This is a genomic window from uncultured Negativibacillus sp. (assembly GCF_944388365.1).
Lineage (GTDB): Bacteria > Bacillota > Clostridia > Oscillospirales > Ruminococcaceae > Negativibacillus.
The window spans coordinates 35,379-57,946 of the sequence record NZ_CALXIN010000006.1 but is presented as its reverse complement, the minus strand read 5'-3'; the positions used below and the strand labels follow the sequence as shown (position 1 = coordinate 57,946).

The window sequence follows — 22,568 nt, the reverse complement described above, 5'->3', positions numbered from 1 at the left end:
AAAGAATAAAAATGTGCCGTTCTTTTTTTTTTATGAGGGCAGGGTCTGTTCCGATCAAGGTATGACCGCAGGGATTGTCTGAACATATCGCCTGGGTCTTCAGATCGTTTGACGGTCTCGGTGTAAGGGGACCCTTTGCAGTCGGCGATGGGACAATCACCTGTTCTGACTCGGCACAAAAAAAGAAAGGAATGTAAATAAAATGAGTTTGACTTCTGTAAACAAACTTGAACACAACACCGTAGAGCTGATGATCAACGTCAGCGAGGAGCAGTTCCAGGATGCGCTGAACAAAGCGTATAAAAAGAAAGTAAAATCCATTGCTCTGCCAGGCTTCCGCAAAGGTAAAGCTCCAAAAGCAATGATCGAAAAAATGTACGGCAAAGAGTTCTTCTACGACGATGCTATCAACATGGTTTACCCATCTGCTTACGAAGCAGCTGTTGCAGAGGCAAATATCGAGCCAGTTGACCGTGCAAACGTTTCTGATCTGACCGTAGAGCAGGGCAAAGGCTTCAGCTTCAAAGCAACTGTTACCGTAAAACCAGACGTTACCGTTAAGAACTACAAAGGCATCAAAGCTGAAAAGAACATCGAGTCCATCATGGCTGCTGATGTAAAAGCTGAGCTGGAAAGAATGAGAGAGAGAAACGCTCGCATGACTACCATCGACAGCAGAGCTGCAAAGAACGGCGATACCGCTGTCATCGACTTTGAAGGCTTCAAAGAGGGCGTTGCATTCGAAGGCGGCAAAGGCGAAAACTTCCCACTGGTTCTCGGTTCCGGTCAGTTCATCCCTGGCTTTGAGGAGCAGGTTGTTGGCCACAACACCGGCGACGAGTTCGATGTAAACGTTACCTTCCCAGAAGATTACCATGCAGAGGACCTCAAAGGTCAGCCGGTTGTCTTTAAAGTAAAACTCAACACCATCCAGGAAAAAGAACTGCCAGCACTGGACGATGAGTTTGCAAAAGACGTCAGCGAGTTCGATACTCTGGATGAGCTGAAAAAAGACGTTAAAGAAAGACTCCAGAAGGAAGCAGACAAAAAAGCACAGGTTGACATGGAAAACAGCCTGATCACCACCGTTATCGAGAACATGGAAGGCGAAATTCCAGAGTGCATGTTCGAGAACAAGATCAACGAGATGGTTAACGACTTCACCTATCGTCTGCAGTCCCAGGGCATGAACCTCGACCTGTACCTGCACTACACCGGTTCCACTATGGAATCCTTCCGCGAGACCTTCAAAGAGTCCGCTGAGAGACAGGTAAAGATCAGACTGGCACTGGAGAAGATCGCTGAGGTTGAAAACCTGACTGCTACCCCAGAGGACATCGAGGCTGAGTACGAGAAGATCGCTAAGAACTACGGCATCGACGCACAGAAGGTCAAAGGTGTTCTGCCAGAGAAAGAGGTTATCAAGGACGTTACCGTTAACAAGGCAATCGACCTGGTAAGAGATTCTGCTGACGTTACCGAGAAGAAGATCAAAAAGACCGCTTCCAAGTCCAAGAAAAAAGCCGAAGGCGAAGCAACTGAGGAAGCAGCTTCCGAAGAAGAATAATTTTGCCTCAAAACAGGTTTGATTTTTAAAAAACGTTCATAGATTATACAAGAACTGTCGTACCGTTTCGTGTATAATGAAAGACGTTTAGAAACAGCCGTTTGCGGCCGGCAGGAATAGCCGGCCGCATTTTTTGCGTGCTGTCAAAGGATAAAAAAACCAGATGTCGGCGATTAAAAGAGAGTGACTCCGGCAAGGATACATCTGGTAAGTTTTTATACAGAAAAATCAAAGGGCCGGTCCACACCCGCCCGTGACAAACCGATTTTGTTTTGATGAAAGAAAGGGAGGTTTTGTCAAATGGCATTAGTACCTTATGTAGTAGAACAGACCAATCGCGGAGAACGTTCCTACGATATTTTCTCCCGCCTGCTCAACGACCGTATCATCATGCTCTGTGATGAGGTCAACGATACCACCGCCAGCCTGGTTGTCGCACAGCTTCTGTACCTGGAAGGTCAGGACCCGGACAAAGACATCAGCCTGTACATCAACAGCCCGGGCGGTTCGGTCACAGCCGGTCTTGCCATCTATGATACCATCAAGTATATCAAGTGTGATGTTTCCACCATCTGCATGGGTATGGCAGCTTCGATGGGCGCATTCCTGCTCTCCGCAGGCACCAAGGGCAAACGTCTTGCCCTGCCAAATTCCACCATCATGATTCATCAGCCATCCGGCGGCGCACAGGGTCAGGCGACCGATATGCGCATCCACACCGAATGGATTCTGGATACCAAGAAACGCCTCAATCAGATGCTTTCCGAAGCAACCGGTCAGCCGCTGGAGGTCATCGAGCGCGACACCGAGCGTGACAACTTTATGACCGCACAGCAGGCACTGGAATACGGACTGGTGGACAAAATTATTGATAAACGGTAAGGATTGGTGTTTGTTCCATGCCAAAGAATGATGATAAGATGTTAAGATGCTCGTTCTGTGGAAAATACCAGGACGAGGTAGAGCGCATGATCGCAGGCCCAGGGGTATGCATCTGCAACGAGTGCATCGAGCTGTGCCAGGAGGTGCTGGACGGAGAAACCCGTTCCAGCGAGCGCTCCAAACCCAAAAAGGCAGCATCGGCAGCCGAAACCATGCCGATGCCAAAGCCGCAGGACATTAAGCGCGTATTGGACGAATATGTCATCGGACAGGAACGTGCCAAGCGTGCGCTGAGTGTTGCAATCTATAACCATTACAAGAGAATATTTTTGAAGGACAACGATGACAGTGTCGAGATCACCAAGAGCAACGTTCTGCTGGTTGGTCCGACCGGCGTCGGTAAAACCATGCTGGCACAGACGCTGGCAAAGACGATGAATGTTCCGTTTGCCATCGCTGATGCTACCACCCTGACCGAAGCAGGCTATGTTGGTGAGGACGTTGAAAACATCCTGCTTCGTCTGATTCAGGCAGCGGACTGGGACATCGAGCGCGCCGAGACCGGCATTATCTACGTCGATGAGATCGACAAGATCGGCCGTAAATCGGAGAACACCTCGATCACCCGTGATGTCAGCGGCGAAGGTGTACAGCAGGCACTCTTAAAAATCGTGGAGGGAACCATCGCCAACGTTCCACCGAACGGTGGCAGAAAACATCCGAACCAGGAGTTTTTGCAGATCGACACCTCCAAGATCCTCTTTATCTGCGGCGGTGCCTTCGATGGCATCCAGAAAGCGATCGAGAGCCGTGTTGCCAAGTCCTCGCTGGGCTTCGGCGCACAGATTCAGGATAAAACCCTGTTGGAGCAGGATGTGCTGCTCTCTCAGATTACCCCACAGGACCTGGTCAAATTTGGCCTGATTCCGGAGCTGGTTGGCCGTCTGCCAATCATCGCTACCCTGACCGCTCTGGACAAGGAAACACTGGTCCGCATCCTGACCGAGCCGAAAAACTCGCTGGTCAAACAGTACAAAAAGCTGTTTGAGCTGGAGGGTGTGACCATCGACTTTGAGAAGGAAGCACTGGAGGCAATCGCAGAGCGCGCCATCGAGCGTAAAACCGGCGCCCGTGGTCTGCGTGCCATCATGGAGGAAGTACTGGACGGCGTGATGTTTGAATCTCCGTCCGACACCACCATCAGCCGCATTCTGGTCACCAAACAGAGCGTGGAGGACAAAAAGTCCTTTGTCTATGAACATGACCCGCTCAAAAAGCCGGTGCGCATGATGATTCCAGTCTCTCCGGACAAGGAAAAATCCCACAAAGGCCGCAAGACATTTGCTTAAACCGGAAACATACTTTTTTTGCAAAGGAACGTCCACTGCTTTACAGGGACGTTCCTTTGCTATATAATGAAATGACCAGACAGTTTTATTTGTTGGATATGGAGGCATCCCTGGGGAGAGGGAGACTTCCGAAAGAGGAAAACAACATCATTTTCAGATAGATGTATCTTTAGAAACGGCGGCTTTTTCCCGCCGGAAAAAGGAAAGGTGATTAGGAATGACCCAAGAACAGATTCAGGTAACTCACGTTCAGACCCTGCGCCTGCCGGCAATCGCCATCCGTGGGCTGGTCATGTTTCCAAAGATGGTGCTGCACTTTGATGTAGCACGCCAGAAATCCATCCTGGCGCTCAATCGCGCCATGCAGGGCAATCAGCGCATTTTTCTGATGACCCAGAAAAGCAGCAGAGTGGAAAATCCGACCAAAGACGATCTGTACACCGTCGGTGTGGTCGCCAAGGTTAAACAGATTCTCAAAGCACAGGGCGAGGTTGTCCGCGTTGTCGTGGAGGGTGTCTACCGTGCGCGGATGTGCGAGCTCATCGGCGACGACCCGTTCTACGAGGTAATGTGCGAGGAACTTCCGATGAACCCTGTGGAGGAAGGCAAGCAGATGACCATCGACGCGTATCTGCGGGTGGTCAAGGACCTGTTTGAGGAATACTGCTACTATGCACCAAAGATGCCAAAGGATTTGGTGGTCAATATCATCGGTGCAGAAGATCCGGTTTATGTCAGCGAATATCTGGCGCAGAATCTGGGCTTCTCGATTGAGGACAAGCAGATGATTCTGGAGGAATCCAGCATCCGCAAGCGTCTGGAATTGCTGAGCACGCTGCTGCGCCGCGAAAATGAGATTCTTTCGATCGAGCGCAGCATTGCCGAGCGCGTCAAAGAGCAGGTCGACCGCAACCAGAAGGAATACTACCTGCGTGAACAGCTCAAGGCTATCCATGCCGAATTGGGCGACGACGAGGACAGCGACAACGAGATTGAAAAGTATCGTCAGAAGCTCAAGGAGATTCACCCTGACGAGGAGACCGAGAAAAAACTGACCGAGGAGATCAATAAGCTCTCCAAGATGATGTACAACAGCCAGGAAGCAATGGTCTCCCGCAACTATCTGGACACCGTCTTTTCGCTGCCGTGGAACAAGATGACCGAGGACAAGCTGGATGTCAACGCTGCCAAGGAAAAACTGGATGCCGACCATTACGGTCTGCAGAAGGTCAAAGAGCGTATTCTGGAAATTCTGGCAGTGCGCAAGCTCGAACCGAACATCAAGGGCCAGATCATCTGTCTGGTAGGCCCTCCAGGTGTCGGCAAAACCTCGATTGCAAAATCTATCGCCGCTGCCATGGGCAGAAACTATGTCCGCATGAGTCTGGGCGGCGTGCGCGATGAAGCAGACATCCGCGGTCACCGCAAGACCTATATCGGTGCAATGCCTGGCCGCATTGTGTCCGCCATCAAACAGGCAGACAGCATGAACCCGCTGATGCTGCTGGATGAAATCGACAAGCTGGGCAGCGATTACAAGGGCGATCCGTCCTCGGCGCTGCTGGAGGTGCTTGACTCGGAGCAAAACTTTGCCTTCCGCGACCATTATCTGGAGATTCCACTGGACTTGAGCAATGTCCTGTTCTTTGCAACCGCTAACGATCCGTCCGGCATCCCTGGCCCGCTGTATGACCGTATGGAAATTATCGAGCTGTCCAGCTATACCCGCGAGGAAAAGTTCCAGATTGCAAAACGTCACCTCGTTCCAAAGCAGGTCAAACGCCATGGCTTGAATGGACGCACCTGCCGCTTCTATGATGATGCGGTTTATTCGCTGATCGACCACTATGTCCGTGAGGCTGGCGTGCGTACCCTCGAGCGTGAAATTGCTTCGCTGTGCCGCAAGAGCGCCAAGATGATTGTTGCAGGCGAGAAAAAGAGCTGCTATATCAGCTCCAAGATGCTGGAATCGCTGCTGGGCCCGCAGAAGTTTAAGGACGACGATCTGGAGAAGGAAGATCTGGTCGGCGTCGTCAACGGTCTGGCGTGGACCGCAGTAGGCGGAGAGATTCTGCAGGCGGAGGTCGCTGTCACCGACGGCAGCGGCAAGCTCGAGCTGACCGGCTCGCTGGGCGACGTTATGAAGGAGTCTGCCAAGGCAGCCATCACCTGTGTGCGCGGCCTGTGCCAGAACTATGGCATCGACAAGGATTTCTATACCAACAAGGATATTCACATTCATTTTCCAGAGGGCGCAGTTCCAAAGGACGGCCCATCGGCTGGTGTGACCATCACCACTGCACTGGTATCCGCTCTCAGCGGTATTCCGGTGCGCCACGATGTAGCAATGACCGGTGAAATCACCCTGCGCGGACGAGTTCTGCCGATCGGCGGTCTCAAGGAAAAGACAATGGCAGCTTACCGCAACGGCATCAAGACGGTCATCATTCCAAAGGCCAATGAGCCGGACCTGTATGAGGTCGATCCGGTGGTCAAGGAGAATGTGACCTTCGTACCGGTCAAAGAGATCAGCGCTGTACTGGAAAAGGCGCTGGTGCCGGTGCTGCCGCTGTGTACACCGGACAAAACTCCTCCGGTCAAAGAAGAGGCTGTTTCGGTGGTGAACAAGGTTTCTGCACCAAAACCGCGTCTGAACGCATAAACGATCCATGTACGACAGAAAGGAAACGGCACCCATGAACTACCATAACGTCGTTTTTGAAACCTCCTTTGGACGGGCAGACCAGCTGTTTGCCTCCGATCTGGTGGAGATTGCCTTTGCAGGCCGCTCCAATGTCGGCAAGTCCAGCCTGATTAACAAGATTTTCAACCGCAAGACGTTGGCTCGCGTCAGCGCTGTCCCAGGCAAAACGGCGACCATCAACTTTTTCCGCTTGGAGAATGTGCGCTTTGCCGACCTGCCAGGCTACGGCTATGCCAAGGTATCGCAGGGAGAAAAGAAGCGCTGGGCGGACCTGATCGAAACCTATTTCAATTCTGACCGCCGCATCGGGCTGGTGTTCCAGCTGATCGACATGCGCCATGCGCCCACCAAGGACGATTTGATGATGATCGACTTTTTGATTGAAAACGAGCTGCCCTTTGTCGTGGTACTGACCAAAAAGGACAAGCTCTCTGCAAAACAGCAGGCGGAACGTCTGGCTGCACTGCAGACCGAACTTCCCTGTGCTGACCAAATCCATATGGTGCCGTTTTCCGCTGTCAAGGGAGACGGTGTAGAACAGCTGCGCGAAATCATTGAGGAAATTGCGCAGGAAGCACAGAACGAGGATGAAGAAAATGCCCTCTAACTATCGGGAGAGCATGAAAAATAGAGGATAAAACAGAGAGGAAGATGTGTAATGAAACAATCCGAGCGTCTGGGTGTCAATCAGCAGGGACATCTGACCATCGGCGGCTGTGACACCGTAGAGCTGGCAGCCCAGTATGGCACACCACTTTATGTGATGGACGAGGACGGTATCCGTGCAGCCTGCCGCAGCTACCGCGATTCGATCGAACGCTACTACGATGGCAGAGGAATGGTCTGCTACGCCAGCAAGGCTTTCTGCTGCAAGGAAATCTGCCGCATCATGGACCAGGAACAGATGGGTCTGGATGTCGTTTCCGAAGGAGAGCTGTACACCGCATTGCAGGCAGGCTTTCCGGCAGAACGCATCTGCTTCCATGGCAACAACAAGACCGACCATGAGCTGCGCTATGCGCTGGAAACCGGTGTCGGACTGATAATCGTGGACAACGAATATGAGCTGGTACGTTTAAACCGTATGGCAGAGCAGATGGAGAAAACGGTCAATATCGCCTTCCGTATCAAGCCAGGTGTCGATGCACATACCCATGATTTTGTCCGCACCGGCCAGATCGACAGCAAGTTCGGCGTCGCACTGGAAAACGGCGAAGCGATGCAGATCATCCGTCAGGCGCTGACCATGAAGCATGTTGTGCTCAAGGGCGTTCATTGTCACATCGGCTCCCAGATTTTTGAGCTGGAACCGTTTGAACTGGCAGCACAGCGCATGATTGAGCTGATGGCACAGGTCAAAGAGGAAACAGGCCATGTGATCGAACAGCTCGACCTTGGCGGCGGCTTTGGCATCTGCTACACCGAAGAGGATCAGGCACTGCGCTACGACAGCTATATGGAAAAGGTATCTGAAGTGGTGAAAGACTGCTGTCATCGCCTTGGATTCCCACAGCCTTTTGTGATGCTGGAACCAGGACGTTCGATTGTCGGTCCATCCGGCATCACCCTGTATACCGCCGGCTCCATCAAGGAGATTCCGAATATCCGCACCTATGCAGCGGTGGACGGTGGCATGACCGATAACCCGCGCTATGCGCTGTATCAGTCGGTATATGAGGCGGTAGTTGCCAACAAAGCGGCACAACCAAAGGAGATGACCGTCACTCTGGCGGGCAAATGCTGCGAGAGCGGCGATCTGCTGGGAGAAAAGATGCTGGTACAGAAGATGGAGAGCGGCGACATTGTAGCGGTGCTTTCCACCGGTGCCTACAACTATTCGATGGCATCCAACTATAACCGCATCTGCCGTCCGGCTGTGGTCATGGTGCATGACGGAGCATCCCGCGTGATCGTCCGCAGAGAGAGTCTGGAAGATCTGACCCGCAACGATCTGTAAAAAGCAGCAAACAGAGGCCCTGAGCACAAAACCAGGGCCTCTATGCTACCTGCACAAAAACCAAAAGCATAGTCATGCTAACATGATAATAATTTTTTATCTTTTGTAAAATCTCTGGCTTTATTCTTTACTTTAGTGTTATAAAATGCTAAAATTAGTGTCGATATATAAGGCAGGAGGACATCGGAAAATGAATTCAAAACTCAAGGAACTCAACGTCGAGCTTTTGTTTCAGGCGATTCTAAAGCTGGAAACGATGGAAGAATGTTACAAATTTTTTGAGGACCTGTGCACTGTGCCGGAGCTAAGAGCGTTGTCACAGCGCCTTCTGGTTGCCAAGATGCTGGACGATCATCGGGTATACAGCGATATCGTAGCAGAAACAGGCGCCAGCACAGCGACCATCAGCCGTGTCAACCGTTCGCTCAACTACGGCTGTGACGGTTACCGCATTGTTTTTGAGAGGTTGGAAAAGGATCATGAGTTATAATACCTTTGCCAATTTTTATGATGAACTGACCGACAACATCTCCTATCCGGCGCGGGCAGCTTATTTTGACAGCATCATCCGACGCTTTAACCCTGACGCCTCCATTTTGTTGGATCTGGCGTGCGGCACCGGTTCGCTTTCCATCGAACTGGCAAAGCTGGGTTATGACGTGGTGGGCACCGATGCCTCCCAGGAGATGCTCTCCGAAGCCATGCAGAAAAAGGCACGGGCGCTGTATGGCGAGGACTTTGAACGCGAGGAGCCAAGCGACCCGCAGATCGAAAAGGTTCTGTTTTTGTGCCAGCCGATGCAGGAGCTGGATATGTACGGAACCATCGACGCGGCAGTGTGCGCGCTGGACAGCCTCAACCACATCACCGATGCCGCAGTGGTGCAGAAGGTGTTTGATCGGGTCAGCCTGTTTATGAACCCAGGAGCGGTGTTTGTCTTTGATGTCAACAGCGTCTATAAGCACCGCGAGGTGCTGGGCAATCAGGTGTTTGTGTTTGACCGCGAGGATGTGTACTGCGTCTGGCAGAACAGCTACTGTGAAGAAGGATTTCAGGTTCAGATGGACCTGGATTTTTTTGAGTACGATGCACAGATCGACCGCTATACCCGCACCAGCGAGAGCTTTTGTGAGCGGGCATATACCGACGAGGAGATTCAATCGTTTATCCGCAACAGCGGCCTGAAGCTGCTGGCCACCTACGCTGCGGACAGCTTTGATCCGGTGCAGCCGGACACCCAGCGCATCATCTATGTGGCACAGAAGCCGGCTAACTAACCACCGGCATACAAAAAGAGAAATACGAGGAACAATTATGGGAAAAATTGTCAGGACAATTTCCAGAGACGGAATGGTCATGTGCTGTGCAGTGGACAGCACCGACGCCATTGCCCGCATGGAACAGATCCACAAAACTTCCGCAGTAGTGACTGCGGCCGAGGGCAGACTGCTGACAGCTGCCTCGATCATGGGCACCATGCTCAAGAGCACCAAGGATTCGGTGACACTGCGCATGGAAGGCAAGGGCCCAGCTGGAATGCTGATCGCCGTATCGGACGGTACTGGCAACGTCAAGGGCTATGTAGGCAACCCTGTTGTTGAGATTCCGCTCAACAGCAAAGGAAAGCTGGACGTTGCAGGAGCAGTGGGCGACGACGGATTCCTGTATGTCATCAAGGACATGGGCATGAAGGAACCATACGTCGGACAGGTGCCGATCGTATCGGGAGAGATCGCCGAGGACATCACCAACTACTATGCGACCAGCGAACAGATTCCAACCGTCTGCGGTCTGGGCGTGCTGGTCAACCCTGACCTGAGTGTTGCGGCGGCAGGCGGCTATCTGCTGCAGCTGCTGCCAGGTGCAGATGAGGAGACCATCTCCCACGTGGAAGGGAACATCAAAAAGCTGCCGCCGGTATCGACCATGATCCGTCAGGGAATGACGCCGGAACAGATCGCCTTTGCAGCGATGGATGGCTTTGAGCCAAACATCATTGACGAGTATCAGATGGGATACGTCTGTGACTGCAGCCGTGCAAGGGTGGAGCGCGCACTCATCAGCCTGGGCACCAAGGAGCTGGAGGAGATTGAGCAGGAGGACAAGACCATTGAGGTTGGCTGTCAGTTCTGCGATAAAAAGTATGAGTTTACACCCAACGACATCCGAAATCTGATCAAAGTGATCCGGAGCAAAAAAGCATAGCTTGCAAAAATCCGCAGAAAAAATTTCTGCGGATTTTTTTGCTGTACAGGAAACTTTGGAACTTTGCCTGCATAAGATAGGAGTGTAAAGCAAAGGCAAGACCAATCAAAAAATATTCAATATTTTACGTAATAACCTCTGAAAACCAGCCTCCAAATGCTCTTAAAATGGCTTAGTTAAGCGGAAAATGAGACCTTTTGAAAAAATGGAAATTTTTTTCAAAAAAGTGTTGACATTTTCAAAATCTCATAGTATAATAATCTACGTTGTCAGGACAACAACGGCAAACGAAATGCCAAGGACCTGAGAACAGAAAATGTGGGAGCTTAGCTCAGCTGGGAGAGCATCTGCCTTACAAGCAGAGGGTCACAGGTTCGAGCCCTGTAGTTCCCACCAAATATGGCCTGGTAGTTCAGTTGGTTAGAACGCTAGCCTGTCACGCTAGAGGTCGTGGGTTCGAACCCCATCCAGGTCGCCAGCCTATTTTTAGGCTATGCCTTTGTAGCTCAGTTGGTAGAGCAGAGGACTGAAAATCCTCGTGTCGTTGGTTCGATTCCGACCGAAGGCACCAATTTGCGGGTTTAGCTCATCTGGTAGAGCGCCACCTTGCCAAGGTGGAGGTAGCGAGTTCGAGCCTCGTAACCCGCTCCAATATGGCGACATAGCCAAGTGGTAAGGCAGAGGTCTGCAAAACCTTTATTCCCCAGTTCAAATCTGGGTGTCGCCTCCAGAAATCCCGATCGCAATCGCGGTCGGGATTTTTTTTGTTGTCAAAACAAGGGCAGGTGCTTCTGCCTGTTTTTGACAATCCTAATGCTGACCTCGCCGAGGAAGCGGCGAAAACTTCTGCCATTTTTCCGGTAAATAGTTTTAAAAATGACAATTTTTTTGCGTGAACTTTTGTTAGAATAATAGTTTTTTTCAAAAAAACAGCCTCATCGGATAAAAAATCCATTTTCCGCTCTTGCAAAGGTCTGTAAAATATGATAATCTATTTCCAGAAATTTCCATTTATTGGAAAAGTATGGAAAATTATTAGAGTGGGAGGACTTATATATGGATTCTAAATTGAAAATTCTGATTTCTGACGATGATAAAGAATTTTGCGCAAAATGTACGGCAACACTTCGTGGATGTGGCTTTGAAACCACCGTTGCACCCAAGGACGGACAGCTGATGCTCGAGATGATCCGCGACTATCAGCCAAATGTGGTGCTGATGGATGTGTTCATGCCCTATCTGGATGCCATCGGTGTCATCAAGCAGGTGCGGGAAAACGGCAAAACCGTTCCTATCTTTATGGTTATCTCGACCTACAATAACCCGATTCTAGAAAGGGAGCTGGTTTCCTCCGGTGTAGCCTACTGCTTCCTCAAGCCGATCGATCCGCAGATGGTGGCAGAGCGCATCTTCCAGCTGACCGGACGTTCGGACAAGGACAAAGGCGATAACAATGTTCAGGGCGCAGCACGTCCAAACCTGGAGGTGATGGTGACCGAAATCATCCACCAGATCGGAGTGCCGGCGCACATCAAAGGCTATCACTATCTGCGCGACGGCATCGTGCTGGCAGTCAATGATCCCAATATGATCAATTCGGTGACAAAGCTCTTGTATCCGACCATCGCCAAGATGAACAATACCACATCCAGCCGTGTAGAACGTGCGATTCGCCACGCCATTGAGGTAGCATGGGACCGCGGCGACGTCGATGTTCTCAACTCTTACTTTGGTTACACCATCCGCAACAGCCGTGGAAAACCCACCAACTCCGAGTTTATTGCGATGATCGCGGACAACCTCAAACTTCAGCTCAAAAACAAGCAGGCCCTTTAATAAAAAGGTGACGGCAGTTTAAAAAACCTCTCTGTTCAAAAACAGAGAGGTTTTTGTATGCAGACGGCGGAAAAGTTAAGCGGAAGGTGTTTGATTGCTGGACAAACCCATCGAAAACGGCTATACTGAGACAAGTGATTTTTTATCAAACCAAAGATTTGCCTGCAAACAAGGCAAATCTTTGACACAAGATGGGAGAGAGAAGGCATGAACAAACCGGTTTTGGTTGTGCTGGCTGCGGGAATGGGCAGCCGTTATCATGGACTCAAACAGATCGACCCGATGGGAAAGCATGGGGAAAAGATTTTGGATTACTCGGTGTATGACGCAAAGCGCGCCGGATTTGAAACGGTGGTCTTTGTCATCAAGCCGGAGATGGAGCAGGCATTCGAGGAGGCGGTCGGCAGCCATCTGCGCGAGCATATTGAGGTTCGCTATGCCTACCAGACGCTGGACAACCTGCCGCAGGGATTTTCTGTTCCAGAAGGCAGGGAAAAACCCTGGGGCACCGGTCATGCAGTTTTGTGCGCGGCACAGGTGATCAACGCACCGTTTGCTGTCATCAATGCTGACGACTACTATGGTCCGCACGGATACAAGCTGCTGTTTGATCTGCTTTGCAGCGACGAGGAGCGCTGTGCAATGGTTGCTTATCCATTGAGCAGCACCGTCACCGAGAGCGGACATGTCTCCCGCGGTATCTGCAAGGTCAGCAGCGAGGGATTTTTGCAGGAGGTAACCGAACGCACCTGGATCGAAGCAGATGGACAGAACATCGGTTACAGCGAGGACGAGGGAAAAACCTTCACTGCTCTGGACCCGCAGGTGCCAGTGTCGATGAATTTCTGGGGATTTCCGCAGAGCTTCCTCAAACGGGCACAGGAAGGCTTCCCAGCCTTTTTGGAACAGGCGATGAAAGAAAACCCGCTCAAGGCCGAGTACTTCCTGCCGTCGATTGTCAGCCGGATGATCCACGAGGAAAACGCCAAGGTGCGCGTGCTGACCAGCTCCGACCGCTGGTACGGCGTGACCTATCAGCAGGACAAGGAGACGGTGGTTGCTGCCTTTGAGCGGATGAGCAAAGAGGGCCTGTATCCACAGCCTCTGTGGGCGCCGCAGCAGCAAAGATAGAAAGGACCGGAAGAGAATGCAGACATCAACACAATGGCAGGCACTGGCTGCCTGGGCCAGTCTGGGAGAGATCAAAGAGGCTGAACCCTTCGGCAGCGGCCATATCAACGATACCTATCGGGTAAAAACCGAGAAGAAGCAGTATATTTTGCAGCGCATCAACACCAACACCTTCCGCGACGTGGATGGTCTGATGGAGAATATCCTGCGCGTGACCGAATTTTTGCGCGAAAAGACCCGCGCGGCCGGCGGCGATGTCGACCGCGAAGCGATGCAGGTGATCCGCTGTGACGACGGTGGACTGTATGTGCGCCTGGACGACGGCAGCTGCTGGCGGATGCTGTCCTATATCGAGGACAATGTCTGCCTTCAGAAAGCCAGAAATGAGCAGGACCTGTACGAATGCGCCGCAGCATTTGGACGCTTTCAGCGGCTGCTGAGCGATTTTCCGGCGGAGCAGCTCAGTGAGACGATTCCACAATTTCACGACACGGTCAAACGCTATGGCGACTTTGAACGTGCAGTCGCTGAGGATAAACTGGGCAGAGCAGCCGCTGTGCAGGAGGAGATCGACTTTCTGCGTGCACGCAAAGCTGACTGCGCAGTGATGGTCGATCTGCAGAAACAGGGACAGCTGCCGCTGCGTGTCACCCACAACGACACCAAACTCAATAACGTCCTGTTGGACGCGCAGACGATGAAGGGTCTGTGCGTCATCGACCTGGACACCGTCATGCCGGGACTTGCCGCCAACGATTTTGGCGACACCGTCCGCTTTGGCGCCAATGACTGCCGCGAGGACGAGGAGGATCAGAGCAAGGTCCACTTCCTGCCGGAACTGTACAAGGTATGTGCGCAGGGATTTCTGGAGCAGGCAGGCCAGTCGCTGACCGAGAGAGAGATTCTCACACTGCCATGGGGCGCCAAGCTGATGACCCTCGAATGTGGTATGCGCTTTCTGACCGACTATTTGGAGGGCGACCACTATTTCAAGATCAGCCGTGAGCATCATAACCTTGACCGTGCCCGCACCCAGTTTACCCTGGTGCGCCAGATGGAACAGTGCTGGGAGCAGCTGGAGGAGATTTCCCGCACCTATCTTGCGCGCTGATACTTGTCGTCTGGACAAAAAAGGATTATACTGAAAGAAAATCGGAAAGAAGGTTTTTCTATGCGGTATGACCAGATCATCTATTATCCGCCGTTTGAGCGTCACTCGCTGCTATTGCAGGTGACCTGCGGCTGTTCGTATAACCAGTGTGCCTTCTGTAATATGTACAAGACGGTCGACTTTGAAGTCATCCCGATGCGCCAGATTATTGCGGACCTTCGGGATGCTGCCGGCTACAACCCTTACACCGAACGGGTTTTTTTGGTGGGCGGTGAACCTCTGTGTCTGCCGTTTGAGCAGATGAAGGAGATTCTGGTGCAGATCAAAAAATATCTGCCTTACTGCGCGTGTGTGTCGATGTATGCGTCGATCAAGAATCTGCGCGATAAGAGCGTCGAACAGCTCAAGGAGCTGCACCGGCTGGGACTGGGCTTTTTGTACATCGGACTGGAAAGCGGCAGCGACCGCATCCTGAAACTGATGAAAAAGGGACACACTGCCGCCGAAGCGGTCGAGCAGTTAAAAAAGCTCAACGAGGCAAACATCCCCTTTAATTCCATCCTGATTTATGGATTGGGCGGCCATGGCTGCGGAGAGGAAAACGCCATTGCCAGCGCCGAGATGCTCAATCAGGTGCGTTCGTCCAACATTATCATGATGAATCTGACGGTATTTCCTGATACCGAGCTGGAAACCTGGTGCAAAGAAGGCAGCTTTCTGCAGGCAAATGGTCGTGAACGAATCGAGGAGCTTGCCTGTCTGCTGGAACACCTGGAGCTTTCCACTCCCACCGGATTTTCCACCAGCCATGTGACCAATCCGGTGATGGTCACCGGCACGCTGCCCTATGACAAGGAAAAGATGCTGGAAGGTATCTACCAGATGCTTGGCACCGGCAAAGAAAGTGATCTGCACGGCATCGTGTCGATCAGCGATGCGGCAGTAGAACGATAATTACATCACAATAAGCAGGAGCCACACTGAATGATCATTCAGTGTGGCTCCTGTTGTTTTAGAACTTCTTTTCTGTTATGCCTGGACGGCTTGTTTTTCACGCTTTTGACCAGGACGGCGTTCCCAGCGATGGAACTGATACATCACCTGTCCTACTACGCAGGTACAGAGATTGCTGAGCACCATGGACCACCAGATGCCGGTCGGACCAAATCCAAGGAAGCGGAACAGGTAGATCATCGGGATACGACAACCCCAGAGACGGAATACCGACAGGCACAGGGTATAGGCGGTATGGCCTGAGCCGTTGAATACACCGTTGAGCAGGCTGTACCAGCCCATGAAAAAGACGGTTGCCACCGAATAGAAGGTGTATTCGTTTGCCATGGTCAGCAGTTCCTGAGAGGCGTTGTTGACAAAGAAGGGGATAATATGCGGCGCACAGATCCATCCGAAGATCGTAGTGACCACCGAAATCCATGCACAGATAATCATCGACTTGTGGTAGCATGAGCGGGTACGTGGAATGTCACCTGCGCCCAGATTCTGACCGATGAAAGCAGACAGCGCGCCGCCCAAACCATTGACTGGGATGTAAAAGAGGTTGGCAATCTTGCTGCCCAGTCCGTAGGCGGACATTGCAATCGAGCCGTAATAGATGATGGCCTTGTTCATCAGGATAAAGCCGAAGGCGGTGAAGAACTGTCCCACCGAAGCAGGGATGGTGACCACCATAATCTCCTTGACCGAGCGCAGTGTGAGAGGATAGGCGCGGATGTTGACACGGCTGACGTTGTGGTCGTGGTAGAGCTGCCAGCACATCAGAGGCAACACAAGTACTTTGGACAGGGTAGTGGCGATTGCTGCACCCAGTGTGCCCATGCCCAGCACAAAGATGAAGATTGGGTCGAGGATCATGTTCAGGATGGCTGCAATGCTGTTTAAACGCACACCGCTTTTGCTGTCGCCGTTTGCCTGATGGATGGCATGAAATACCGACAGCAGAAACATTCCTGCATAGTCAAACGAGATACCAAACAGATAGCTGCGGCTGTCGTTGTAGATTTCTTCAGGGGTTTTCAGCCACGCCAGAATGCCATCCATCGCCACCAGTGTAACGATGGTCATGACTGCGCCGATGATGACGGACAGCAGAATCAGATGGGTGGCAAGTTCGTTTGATTTCTCGTGGTCGGAGGCGCCGACTGCGCGGGAGATCAGCGCCAGTGCCGCTGCACTCAAACCGGTAGCAAAGGCGACCGCGCAGTTCATGATCGGATTGACCAGCGATACCGCGCCTACCTGTAATTCACCGATCTGTCCGACGAAAAAGGTGTCCACAATGTTGTAAAAGGAATTGATGAGATTGAGCAGCATCAGCGGCAGCGCCATCTGAATCAGTCCGCGTATAATATTGCCGCTGCGCATATCGGTTGTTTGTACCATCTTCTTACCCTCCTGCCGGCATTGAGCCGAACGCTTTATGATTCTTATATTTTATCACGCTATCAGTATAAAGTACATAACCCAACATACTTTTGTCAATTTTTAAATTTGTAAATTTCTGTAAAAACAATCCCTCTCTCTGGAATTAGCGGAAAAATCATGGTATACTGGCACTATCCGGCAAAAAGGGAAAGACAGTCAGAGCGCCGACATCGTATCGCCGGAGGTTCGCTCTTGAGGTTTACCGGATCTTCTAAGGAAGGAATGTTTTCATGCACACAAATCATTTTACCAGACAACTCAAAAAAATGCTGTGTATTGCACTGGCAGCAGCAGCTGTCTCCGCACTGCCGCTGCAGGCGTCCGCCGTTCGGGTGGAGCCTGTCAAACAGGAGGGTGTAGTCACTCGTTTTTTCGGACAGACAGAGTTAGAGATGCAGATTTATCGCCAGCTGAGTCAGGCGATTCTTTCGGGACAGACCAGCCTGGATTTAACCATTGAAAATCCTGTCAAGGACAAGGATACCTTCATTGAGCTGTGCCGTCGGGCGCTGTATCAGGTTCGTCGGGACTATCCAGAGAGCTTTTTGAGCAATCAGACCGAGTTTGTGTACTACTCCAATCAGGACGGATACTACCGTGCAGTCTACCGTCTGGAGTATCTCGACCTCACCGGACAGCAGAAACAGGCGATGTTTGACGAAGTGGACCGCATCGTCGAGCAAGGTAAGCAGCAGACAAATTCCACCGTCGAGCTGCTGCAATATTTTCAGGAGACGCTGGTGGACCGCGTAGAGTATGACACTCAGGCGGCGCAGAGCGACTCGACCAAATATCCAACCGCCTTCCATGCCTATGGTGCTTTGATGGAGGGAAAGGCGGTCTGTCAGGGCTATGCCTACGCTTTCAAGCTGCTGTGCGATAAGGCACAGATCCCCTGTTGGATCGTCACCGGCTATTATAAGGAGCCGCACGCCTGGAACTATGTGTGGCTGGACGGCAACTACTATATGGTCGATCTGACCTGGGATGACGGCAACCAGCGCGCCAGCGACGCGCCGACCTTCCTGGCGGGCAAAAAGTATGCGGTCGACTATTACGTTGAGGACAACAGTGCTCCGGGAGTGCTGGCGGAACGCTCCTACTTTGAGACAACATCCAGCAGCAAAAAGGCAGCATCCACCCAGCAGGAAGAGACTAAAACGGAGCAAAACAGCACAAAGAGCCTGAAACGACAGGGTTAAGGACAGCAAAGAGGGGGTTTTGACATGAAAAGTAAGCGTATCAGAGATTATGGAATCATCGTGGGAGAACTTCCACCTGGCCACTATAACAAAATTACCGATGTTGCCGGCGTCAGGGTAGGACACTGTACCATCGACACTGACCAGCATAAGACCGGCGTCACCGTAATTCTGCCGTGTGAGCAGAACATCTTTGCAGAAAAGCTGCCGGCGGCCTGCTTTGTCTGGAACGGCTTTGGCAAGACCACCGGACTGGTGCAGGTCAAGGAGCTGGGTACGCTGGAAACCCCAATCGCGCTGACCAATACGCTGAATGTGGGACTGATGCAGGATGCCCTGGTGGAATACATGGTGCAGCGCTGCCGGAAGGACGGCGTCGTGATGAAGAGCATCAATCCAGTGGTCGGCGAGTGCAACGACAGCCGCCTCAATGACATCTGCCACCGTGCCGTACATCAGGAGCATCTGTTTGCAGCGATTGAGTGGGCACAGAAGGATTTTGCACTGGGCGATATTGGTGCGGGCAAGGGAACCATCTGCCATGGACTCAAAGGCGGCATCGGTTCGGCTTCCCGACTGATCGAAATTGACGGCAAGATCTACACCATCGGCCTGCTGGTGCAATCCAACCACGGCCGCATGGCAGACCTGACCATCGCAGGAGAAAACATCGGCAGGGTCATCGCACAGCAGACCCAGACCGAAGCGGCGATGCAGCAGGCTTCGGACAAGGGCAGCATCATGATGATTGCCGCCACCGACCTTCCGGTCAGCGAGCGGCAGCTGGAGCGCATCCTCAAGCGTGCCAGCGTAGGACTGGCACGGCTTGGTAGCTTTGTGGGTCACGGCAGCGGAGAGATCATGATCGGCTTTTCCACGGCAAGACGCATCCGCTACGATGAACAGGCGGTGTGCAGCATGGAAGTGATGCCGGAAAATAAGATCGACCTTGCATTCCGCGCCATGGCAGAATGTGCCGAGGAGGCCGTGCTGGACAGCATGTGCTGTGCCGATGCAGTCACCGGCTTTGAAGGACACCACGTCGACTGCCTGTCCGACTGGCTGGAGCGTTTGAAGAAATAACTGGATAATCACCGTAAAAAAGGACGAACAGAAAATCTCTGTTCGTCCTTTTTGTATGTTTATTCGATGGATTTGAGCGATTCTGCCATGTTGATCTTTTCCAGCTTGGAGAACATCACCAGGTTGACGATGCAGGCAAAGACAAAGGTCAGGATGATGCTGTAAAGGTAGCTGGTCGGCAGGATGATCTTGTCAAAGCTGACCAGATCGACCTTGATCTGCTCCATGACAAACCAGTGCAGCGCCTTGCCCAGACCCAGTCCAACGGCGCCGCCGATGGCGGTGAGGAAGATGTTTTCACGGAAAACATAGGAGGCCGTTTCTGACGGGTAGAAGCCGAGCACCTTGATGGTTGCAATCTCACGGATGCGCTCGGTGATATTGATGTTGGTCAGGTTGTAAAGAACAATGAAGGCCAGCGAGCCTGCACAGATGATAATCAGGATGACAATGTAGTCCAGACTCTGCATCATGTTGTTGAATTTTTCCAGTGTATCCGCATTGACGGTGACGCTGCTCATCGCGTCAAAGTTCATCAGCTGTGCCAGAACGGTGTGTTCATCCTGTACACCCTCGGTGTTGACATAGATGGTTCGGAAGTCAGCGGCTTCGCCGGTCTGATTTTCCCAGCTTTCCGGCGACAGATACAGATAGTTGTAGATGTAGTTTTCGCTCAATGCTGTGACACGAAGCTGTAGCTCGTGTCCGTCCTCGTCGGTCAGTGTCAATACCTGTCCGATGTCGATGCCGTTGCGGCGGGCAAATTCCCGATTGAGGACCGCTTCGCCCTCCTGAGGATAAGCGATTGGATTGCCATCCTGATCGTGCAGATCCCAGTAGTCGTCGATGCGGGAAACATCCTCGGGAATGACCAGGGTGATCGACTTGGAGCCGCCGTCAGCCAGGGAAACATCCATCGAACGTTCGGAGACAAGCGCATAGCCGGAGGTTTCCTCCTGCAGATATTCTTTGATCTCCTCCCATTCTCCCTGCGTATAGTTTTCCTTCATCAAGGCACTGATGCCGTAGGTCTGGATGTTGACAAACTGCTGTTCGGCGACGTTTGCAATCGAGTTTTTGATGCCAAAGCCGGTGACCAGCAGCGCTGTACAGCCGCCGATACCCAGCACCATCATGAAGAAGCGCTTTTTATAGCGCAGTACATTTCGAATCGAAACCTTGACCAGGAAGGACAGGTTGTTCCATAAAAACGGAATGTATTCCAGCAGGATTCGTTTGCCGGCCTTGGGCGCTTTTGGACGGATCAGCTGTGCAGGAACGCTGATCAGCTCGTAGCGGCAGCTGAGGAAGGTGGTTCCCATCGAACACAGCATGGCGGCGACCAGCGAAATCAGCGCCAGTTTGGGATCAAGTACAAACTGGATGTCGCCCATGGTGTACATGATCTTATAGGCCTGCCAGATGACCAACGGGAAGATGTACGACCCGCCGAAGAACCCGAACAGGCAGCCTAATCCGGCAGCGCTGCCCGAATAGAACAGATATTTTCCCATGATGCTGCCTTCGCTGTATCCCAGCGCCTTGAGCACACCGATCTGGGTGCGCTGTTCCTCGACCATGCGGTTCATGGTGGTGACGCATACCAGTGCAGCGACCAGGAAGAAGAAGATAGGGAAGACGTTGGCGATAGCATCTACAATGGAGGAGTCATTGTCAAAGCTGGCGTAGCCGATGTTAGTGTTGCGGTCCAGCACGTAGACGTCCGGCTCCTCCATGTCGTCGATCTCCTCCTGCGCGTCGTCCAGCTCCTCCTGCGCATCCTCTGTGCTTTGGTTTAGCTCCTCGACGCCCTGCTGATAATCCTTCTGACCGGCGTCATATTCGCGCTGTGCCGCTTCCAGCTGCATCTGTGAGTCGCGCAGCTCGGCTTCCTTTGTAATTAACTCGGTTTTCTGCTGCTGAATCTGCTGCAGACCGGATTCGATCTCGATCAGTCCCGCCTCAATCTGGCTGAGGCTTGCCTGCAGCTGCTGTTCCTGGCTGAGTGCCTGCGCATAGGAGGTCGAGTCCAGGCTGGCAGTCTGTGCTTTGGCGGCTGCCACCTGGGAGAGCCCGTTGAGCACCGATTGCTTTTGCAGCAGCAGTTCGGTTTTCTGCTGCTGCAGCTCCTGTTCCTGCTGCTGAAGCTGTGCTTTTCCGCTTTCCAGCTCGGATTTTCCACTCTGAAACTGCGCCTTTCCGCTTTCCAGCTCCACCTGTGCGCTGGAAAGCTGGGCGGAAGCGTCGTTTAGCTCCAGCTCTCCCTTGGAGGTTTCGTTGGTCAGCTGCTGCTGTGCGACGTAGAGTTCCTCCTGTGCCTCGGCTTTCAGGCGTTCGTAGCGCTGGTCTGCCTGCTCCTGTGCATAGTCCTCCAGCCAGTCCTCCACCTCGTCGATGGAATCATCATATTCATCCGAGTAGATGGCAGCGCCGCCGGTGTTGACCCGCAGAAAGATTTCGGTGTCGTAGTCACAGTCGAAGGCTTCTCTGTCCACCATCATAAAGCCCTGAATGGTGCCGTTGCCCAGCGAAGTGGTGCCGCGCTCATAGTTTGCATAGTAGGAGGAGTTGACCGTGCCGACGATGCGGAAGCTCTTCTGAGCGAACATCTCGTCGGTATCCTCGTCGTTGTTGCTCGATAAGGTCAGCGTTGTGCCGATGGCGTCCTCACCGAAGGCAAGTGCGTCCACGACACACTCGTCGGCAGACTGCGGCATCCGGCCGTGGACAACGACCGGCAGGTTTTGCTGTTCCATCAGGCTGTGCACCTTCAGGACGGTTTCTTCGCCCTCATTGTTCTGCATCAGGACATCCACCGAGATAGCACCCTCTGCGTCGAGGATACGCTCTCTGCGGGAGAGCTGTTTGGCGGTGTCGGTGTCAAAGCCGACGGTGGACACCAGCCGAAGATCGTATAGATTGGTTTGGTCAAAATACAGCTGTGCACTGCTGACCATGGCACTTCTGGTTACTTTCAGGCCGGAAAACAGACCGACACCCAGCGCGACGATCGCAACGATGGCAAAGTATCTGCCAAAGCTCTGACGGATCTCGCGCAGTGTGGTTTTCCTCATCGAAGATCCCATCACTTCACCCCTT

General features: G+C 52.3%; 17 protein-coding genes and 5 tRNA genes. 20 read left to right on the top strand and 2 right to left on the bottom strand.

All coding sequences use genetic code 11. The annotated features are described in order from the left end of the window. The first annotated feature begins 202 nt into the window (after nt 1–202). The 18 genes from tig (at nt 203) to Q0L39_RS01885 (ending at nt 15,696) form a co-directional block, all read left to right on the top strand. On the top strand, nt 203–1,567 hold the full coding sequence (gene tig, locus Q0L39_RS01970; RefSeq protein ID WP_296626661.1) for a trigger factor: 1,365 nt from the start codon (nt 203–205) through the stop codon (nt 1,565–1,567). A gap of 300 nt (nt 1,568–1,867) precedes the next feature. Beyond that, the gene (clpP, locus tag Q0L39_RS01965; RefSeq protein WP_296626660.1) at nt 1,868–2,449 is read left to right on the top strand and encodes an ATP-dependent Clp endopeptidase proteolytic subunit ClpP; all 582 of its coding nucleotides are present in this window, start codon (nt 1,868–1,870) and stop codon (nt 2,447–2,449) included. Nucleotides 2,450–2,466: 17 nt separating this feature from the next. Beyond that, nucleotides 2,467–3,798 (top strand): ATP-dependent Clp protease ATP-binding subunit ClpX, encoded by a 1,332-nt coding sequence (gene clpX, locus Q0L39_RS01960; protein ID WP_296626659.1) that lies wholly within the window; start codon nt 2,467–2,469, stop codon nt 3,796–3,798. Nucleotides 3,799–4,015: 217 nt separating this feature from the next. Beyond that, nucleotides 4,016–6,460: an endopeptidase La gene (gene lon / locus Q0L39_RS01955; protein WP_296626658.1), complete on the top strand. Its 2,445-nt coding sequence runs from the start codon at nt 4,016–4,018 to the stop codon at nt 6,458–6,460. 34 nt (nt 6,461–6,494) lie between these two features. Beyond that, nucleotides 6,495–7,109 carry a ribosome biogenesis GTP-binding protein YihA/YsxC gene (gene yihA, locus Q0L39_RS01950; RefSeq protein WP_296626657.1) on the top strand — a complete coding sequence of 205 codons (615 nt, stop codon included), beginning with the start codon at nt 6,495–6,497 and terminating at the stop codon, nt 7,107–7,109. A 51-nt stretch (nt 7,110–7,160) separates the two neighbouring features. Further along, nucleotides 7,161–8,459 (top strand): diaminopimelate decarboxylase, encoded by a 1,299-nt coding sequence (lysA, locus tag Q0L39_RS01945; RefSeq protein WP_296626656.1) that lies wholly within the window; start codon nt 7,161–7,163, stop codon nt 8,457–8,459. A gap of 190 nt (nt 8,460–8,649) precedes the next feature. Beyond that, nucleotides 8,650–8,949: a YerC/YecD family TrpR-related protein gene (locus tag Q0L39_RS01940; protein WP_296626655.1), complete on the top strand. Its 300-nt coding sequence runs from the start codon at nt 8,650–8,652 to the stop codon at nt 8,947–8,949. Next, nucleotides 8,939–9,736 (top strand): class I SAM-dependent methyltransferase, encoded by a 798-nt coding sequence (locus Q0L39_RS01935; protein WP_296626654.1) that lies wholly within the window; start codon nt 8,939–8,941, stop codon nt 9,734–9,736. The genes Q0L39_RS01940 and Q0L39_RS01935 overlap by 11 nt, the downstream gene beginning before the upstream one ends. A 37-nt stretch (nt 9,737–9,773) precedes the next feature. After that, nucleotides 9,774–10,664: an Hsp33 family molecular chaperone HslO gene (hslO, locus tag Q0L39_RS01930; protein WP_296626653.1), complete on the top strand. Its 891-nt coding sequence runs from the start codon at nt 9,774–9,776 to the stop codon at nt 10,662–10,664. Nucleotides 10,665–10,984: 320 nt separating this feature from the next. Beyond that, nucleotides 10,985–11,060 (top strand) — tRNA-Val (locus Q0L39_RS01925). A 5-nt stretch (nt 11,061–11,065) separates the two neighbouring features. Continuing rightward, nucleotides 11,066–11,142: transfer RNA gene (locus tag Q0L39_RS01920), tRNA-Asp, on the top strand. Between the two features lie 17 nt (nt 11,143–11,159). Then, nucleotides 11,160–11,235, top strand: a tRNA-Phe gene (locus Q0L39_RS01915). 4 nt (nt 11,236–11,239) lie between these two features. Then, nucleotides 11,240–11,315 (top strand) — tRNA-Gly (locus Q0L39_RS01910). 4 nt (nt 11,316–11,319) lie between these two features. Further along, nucleotides 11,320–11,394 (top strand) — tRNA-Cys (locus Q0L39_RS01905). Nucleotides 11,395–11,720: 326 nt separating this feature from the next. Next, nucleotides 11,721–12,500, top strand: coding sequence for a sporulation transcription factor Spo0A (gene spo0A / locus Q0L39_RS01900; RefSeq protein WP_296626652.1), 780 nt, complete (start codon nt 11,721–11,723; stop codon nt 12,498–12,500). 207 nt (nt 12,501–12,707) lie between these two features. Beyond that, complete coding sequence (locus Q0L39_RS01895) at nt 12,708–13,631, top strand: sugar phosphate nucleotidyltransferase (RefSeq protein ID WP_296626651.1); 924 nt, start codon at nt 12,708–12,710, stop codon at nt 13,629–13,631. A 16-nt stretch (nt 13,632–13,647) separates the two neighbouring features. After that, nucleotides 13,648–14,742, top strand: coding sequence for an aminoglycoside phosphotransferase family protein (locus Q0L39_RS01890; protein WP_296626650.1), 1,095 nt, complete (start codon nt 13,648–13,650; stop codon nt 14,740–14,742). A gap of 60 nt (nt 14,743–14,802) precedes the next feature. Continuing rightward, complete coding sequence (locus tag Q0L39_RS01885; RefSeq protein ID WP_296626649.1) at nt 14,803–15,696, top strand: radical SAM protein; 894 nt, start codon at nt 14,803–14,805, stop codon at nt 15,694–15,696. 75 nt (nt 15,697–15,771) lie between these two features. Here Q0L39_RS01885 and Q0L39_RS01880 read toward each other — a convergent pair whose 3' ends face one another. Further along, entirely contained in the window at nt 15,772–17,142 is a 1,371-nt protein-coding gene (locus Q0L39_RS01880; RefSeq protein ID WP_296626648.1) for an MATE family efflux transporter, read from the bottom strand. Nucleotides 17,143–17,414: 272 nt separating this feature from the next. On the opposite strand from Q0L39_RS01880, the gene Q0L39_RS01875 reads away from it, so the two are divergent. Both Q0L39_RS01875 and Q0L39_RS01870 read left to right on the top strand, forming a co-directional pair. Next, nucleotides 17,415–18,386, top strand: a complete 972-nt coding sequence (locus Q0L39_RS01875; protein WP_296626647.1) for a transglutaminase domain-containing protein — start codon at nt 17,415–17,417, stop codon at nt 18,384–18,386. A 24-nt stretch (nt 18,387–18,410) separates the two neighbouring features. Continuing rightward, on the top strand, nt 18,411–19,469 hold the full coding sequence (locus Q0L39_RS01870) for a P1 family peptidase (protein ID WP_296626646.1): 1,059 nt from the start codon (nt 18,411–18,413) through the stop codon (nt 19,467–19,469). Nucleotides 19,470–19,528: 59 nt separating this feature from the next. Here the strand turns inward: Q0L39_RS01870 and Q0L39_RS01865 are convergent, their stop codons facing one another. Continuing rightward, a complete protein-coding gene (locus Q0L39_RS01865; RefSeq protein ID WP_296626645.1) occupies nt 19,529–22,555 on the bottom strand; it encodes an FtsX-like permease family protein in 3,027 nt (1,008 codons plus the stop codon). Nucleotides 22,556–22,568 lie beyond the last annotated feature (13 nt).

Bases quoted from the DNA above. Each gene is read 5' to 3' on its own strand.
- tig (WP_296626661.1), top strand. From the start codon at position 203: ATGAGTTTGACTTCTGTAAACAAACTTGAACACAACACCGTAGAGCTG.
- clpP (WP_296626660.1), top strand. From the start codon at position 1,868: ATGGCATTAGTACCTTATGTAGTAGAACAGACCAATCGCGGAGAACGT.
- clpX (WP_296626659.1), top strand. From the start codon at position 2,467: ATGCCAAAGAATGATGATAAGATGTTAAGATGCTCGTTCTGTGGAAAA.
- lon (WP_296626658.1), top strand. From the start codon at position 4,016: ATGACCCAAGAACAGATTCAGGTAACTCACGTTCAGACCCTGCGCCTG.
- yihA (WP_296626657.1), top strand. From the start codon at position 6,495: ATGAACTACCATAACGTCGTTTTTGAAACCTCCTTTGGACGGGCAGAC.
- lysA (WP_296626656.1), top strand. From the start codon at position 7,161: ATGAAACAATCCGAGCGTCTGGGTGTCAATCAGCAGGGACATCTGACC.
- Q0L39_RS01940 (WP_296626655.1), top strand. From the start codon at position 8,650: ATGAATTCAAAACTCAAGGAACTCAACGTCGAGCTTTTGTTTCAGGCG.
- Q0L39_RS01935 (WP_296626654.1), top strand. From the start codon at position 8,939: ATGAGTTATAATACCTTTGCCAATTTTTATGATGAACTGACCGACAAC.
- hslO (WP_296626653.1), top strand. From the start codon at position 9,774: ATGGGAAAAATTGTCAGGACAATTTCCAGAGACGGAATGGTCATGTGC.
- spo0A (WP_296626652.1), top strand. From the start codon at position 11,721: ATGGATTCTAAATTGAAAATTCTGATTTCTGACGATGATAAAGAATTT.
- Q0L39_RS01895 (WP_296626651.1), top strand. From the start codon at position 12,708: ATGAACAAACCGGTTTTGGTTGTGCTGGCTGCGGGAATGGGCAGCCGT.
- Q0L39_RS01890 (WP_296626650.1), top strand. From the start codon at position 13,648: ATGCAGACATCAACACAATGGCAGGCACTGGCTGCCTGGGCCAGTCTG.
- Q0L39_RS01885 (WP_296626649.1), top strand. From the start codon at position 14,803: ATGCGGTATGACCAGATCATCTATTATCCGCCGTTTGAGCGTCACTCG.
- Q0L39_RS01880 (WP_296626648.1), bottom strand. From the start codon at position 17,142: ATGGTACAAACAACCGATATGCGCAGCGGCAATATTATACGCGGACTG.
- Q0L39_RS01875 (WP_296626647.1), top strand. From the start codon at position 17,415: ATGCACACAAATCATTTTACCAGACAACTCAAAAAAATGCTGTGTATT.
- Q0L39_RS01870 (WP_296626646.1), top strand. From the start codon at position 18,411: ATGAAAAGTAAGCGTATCAGAGATTATGGAATCATCGTGGGAGAACTT.
- Q0L39_RS01865 (WP_296626645.1), bottom strand. From the start codon at position 22,555: ATGGGATCTTCGATGAGGAAAACCACACTGCGCGAGATCCGTCAGAGC.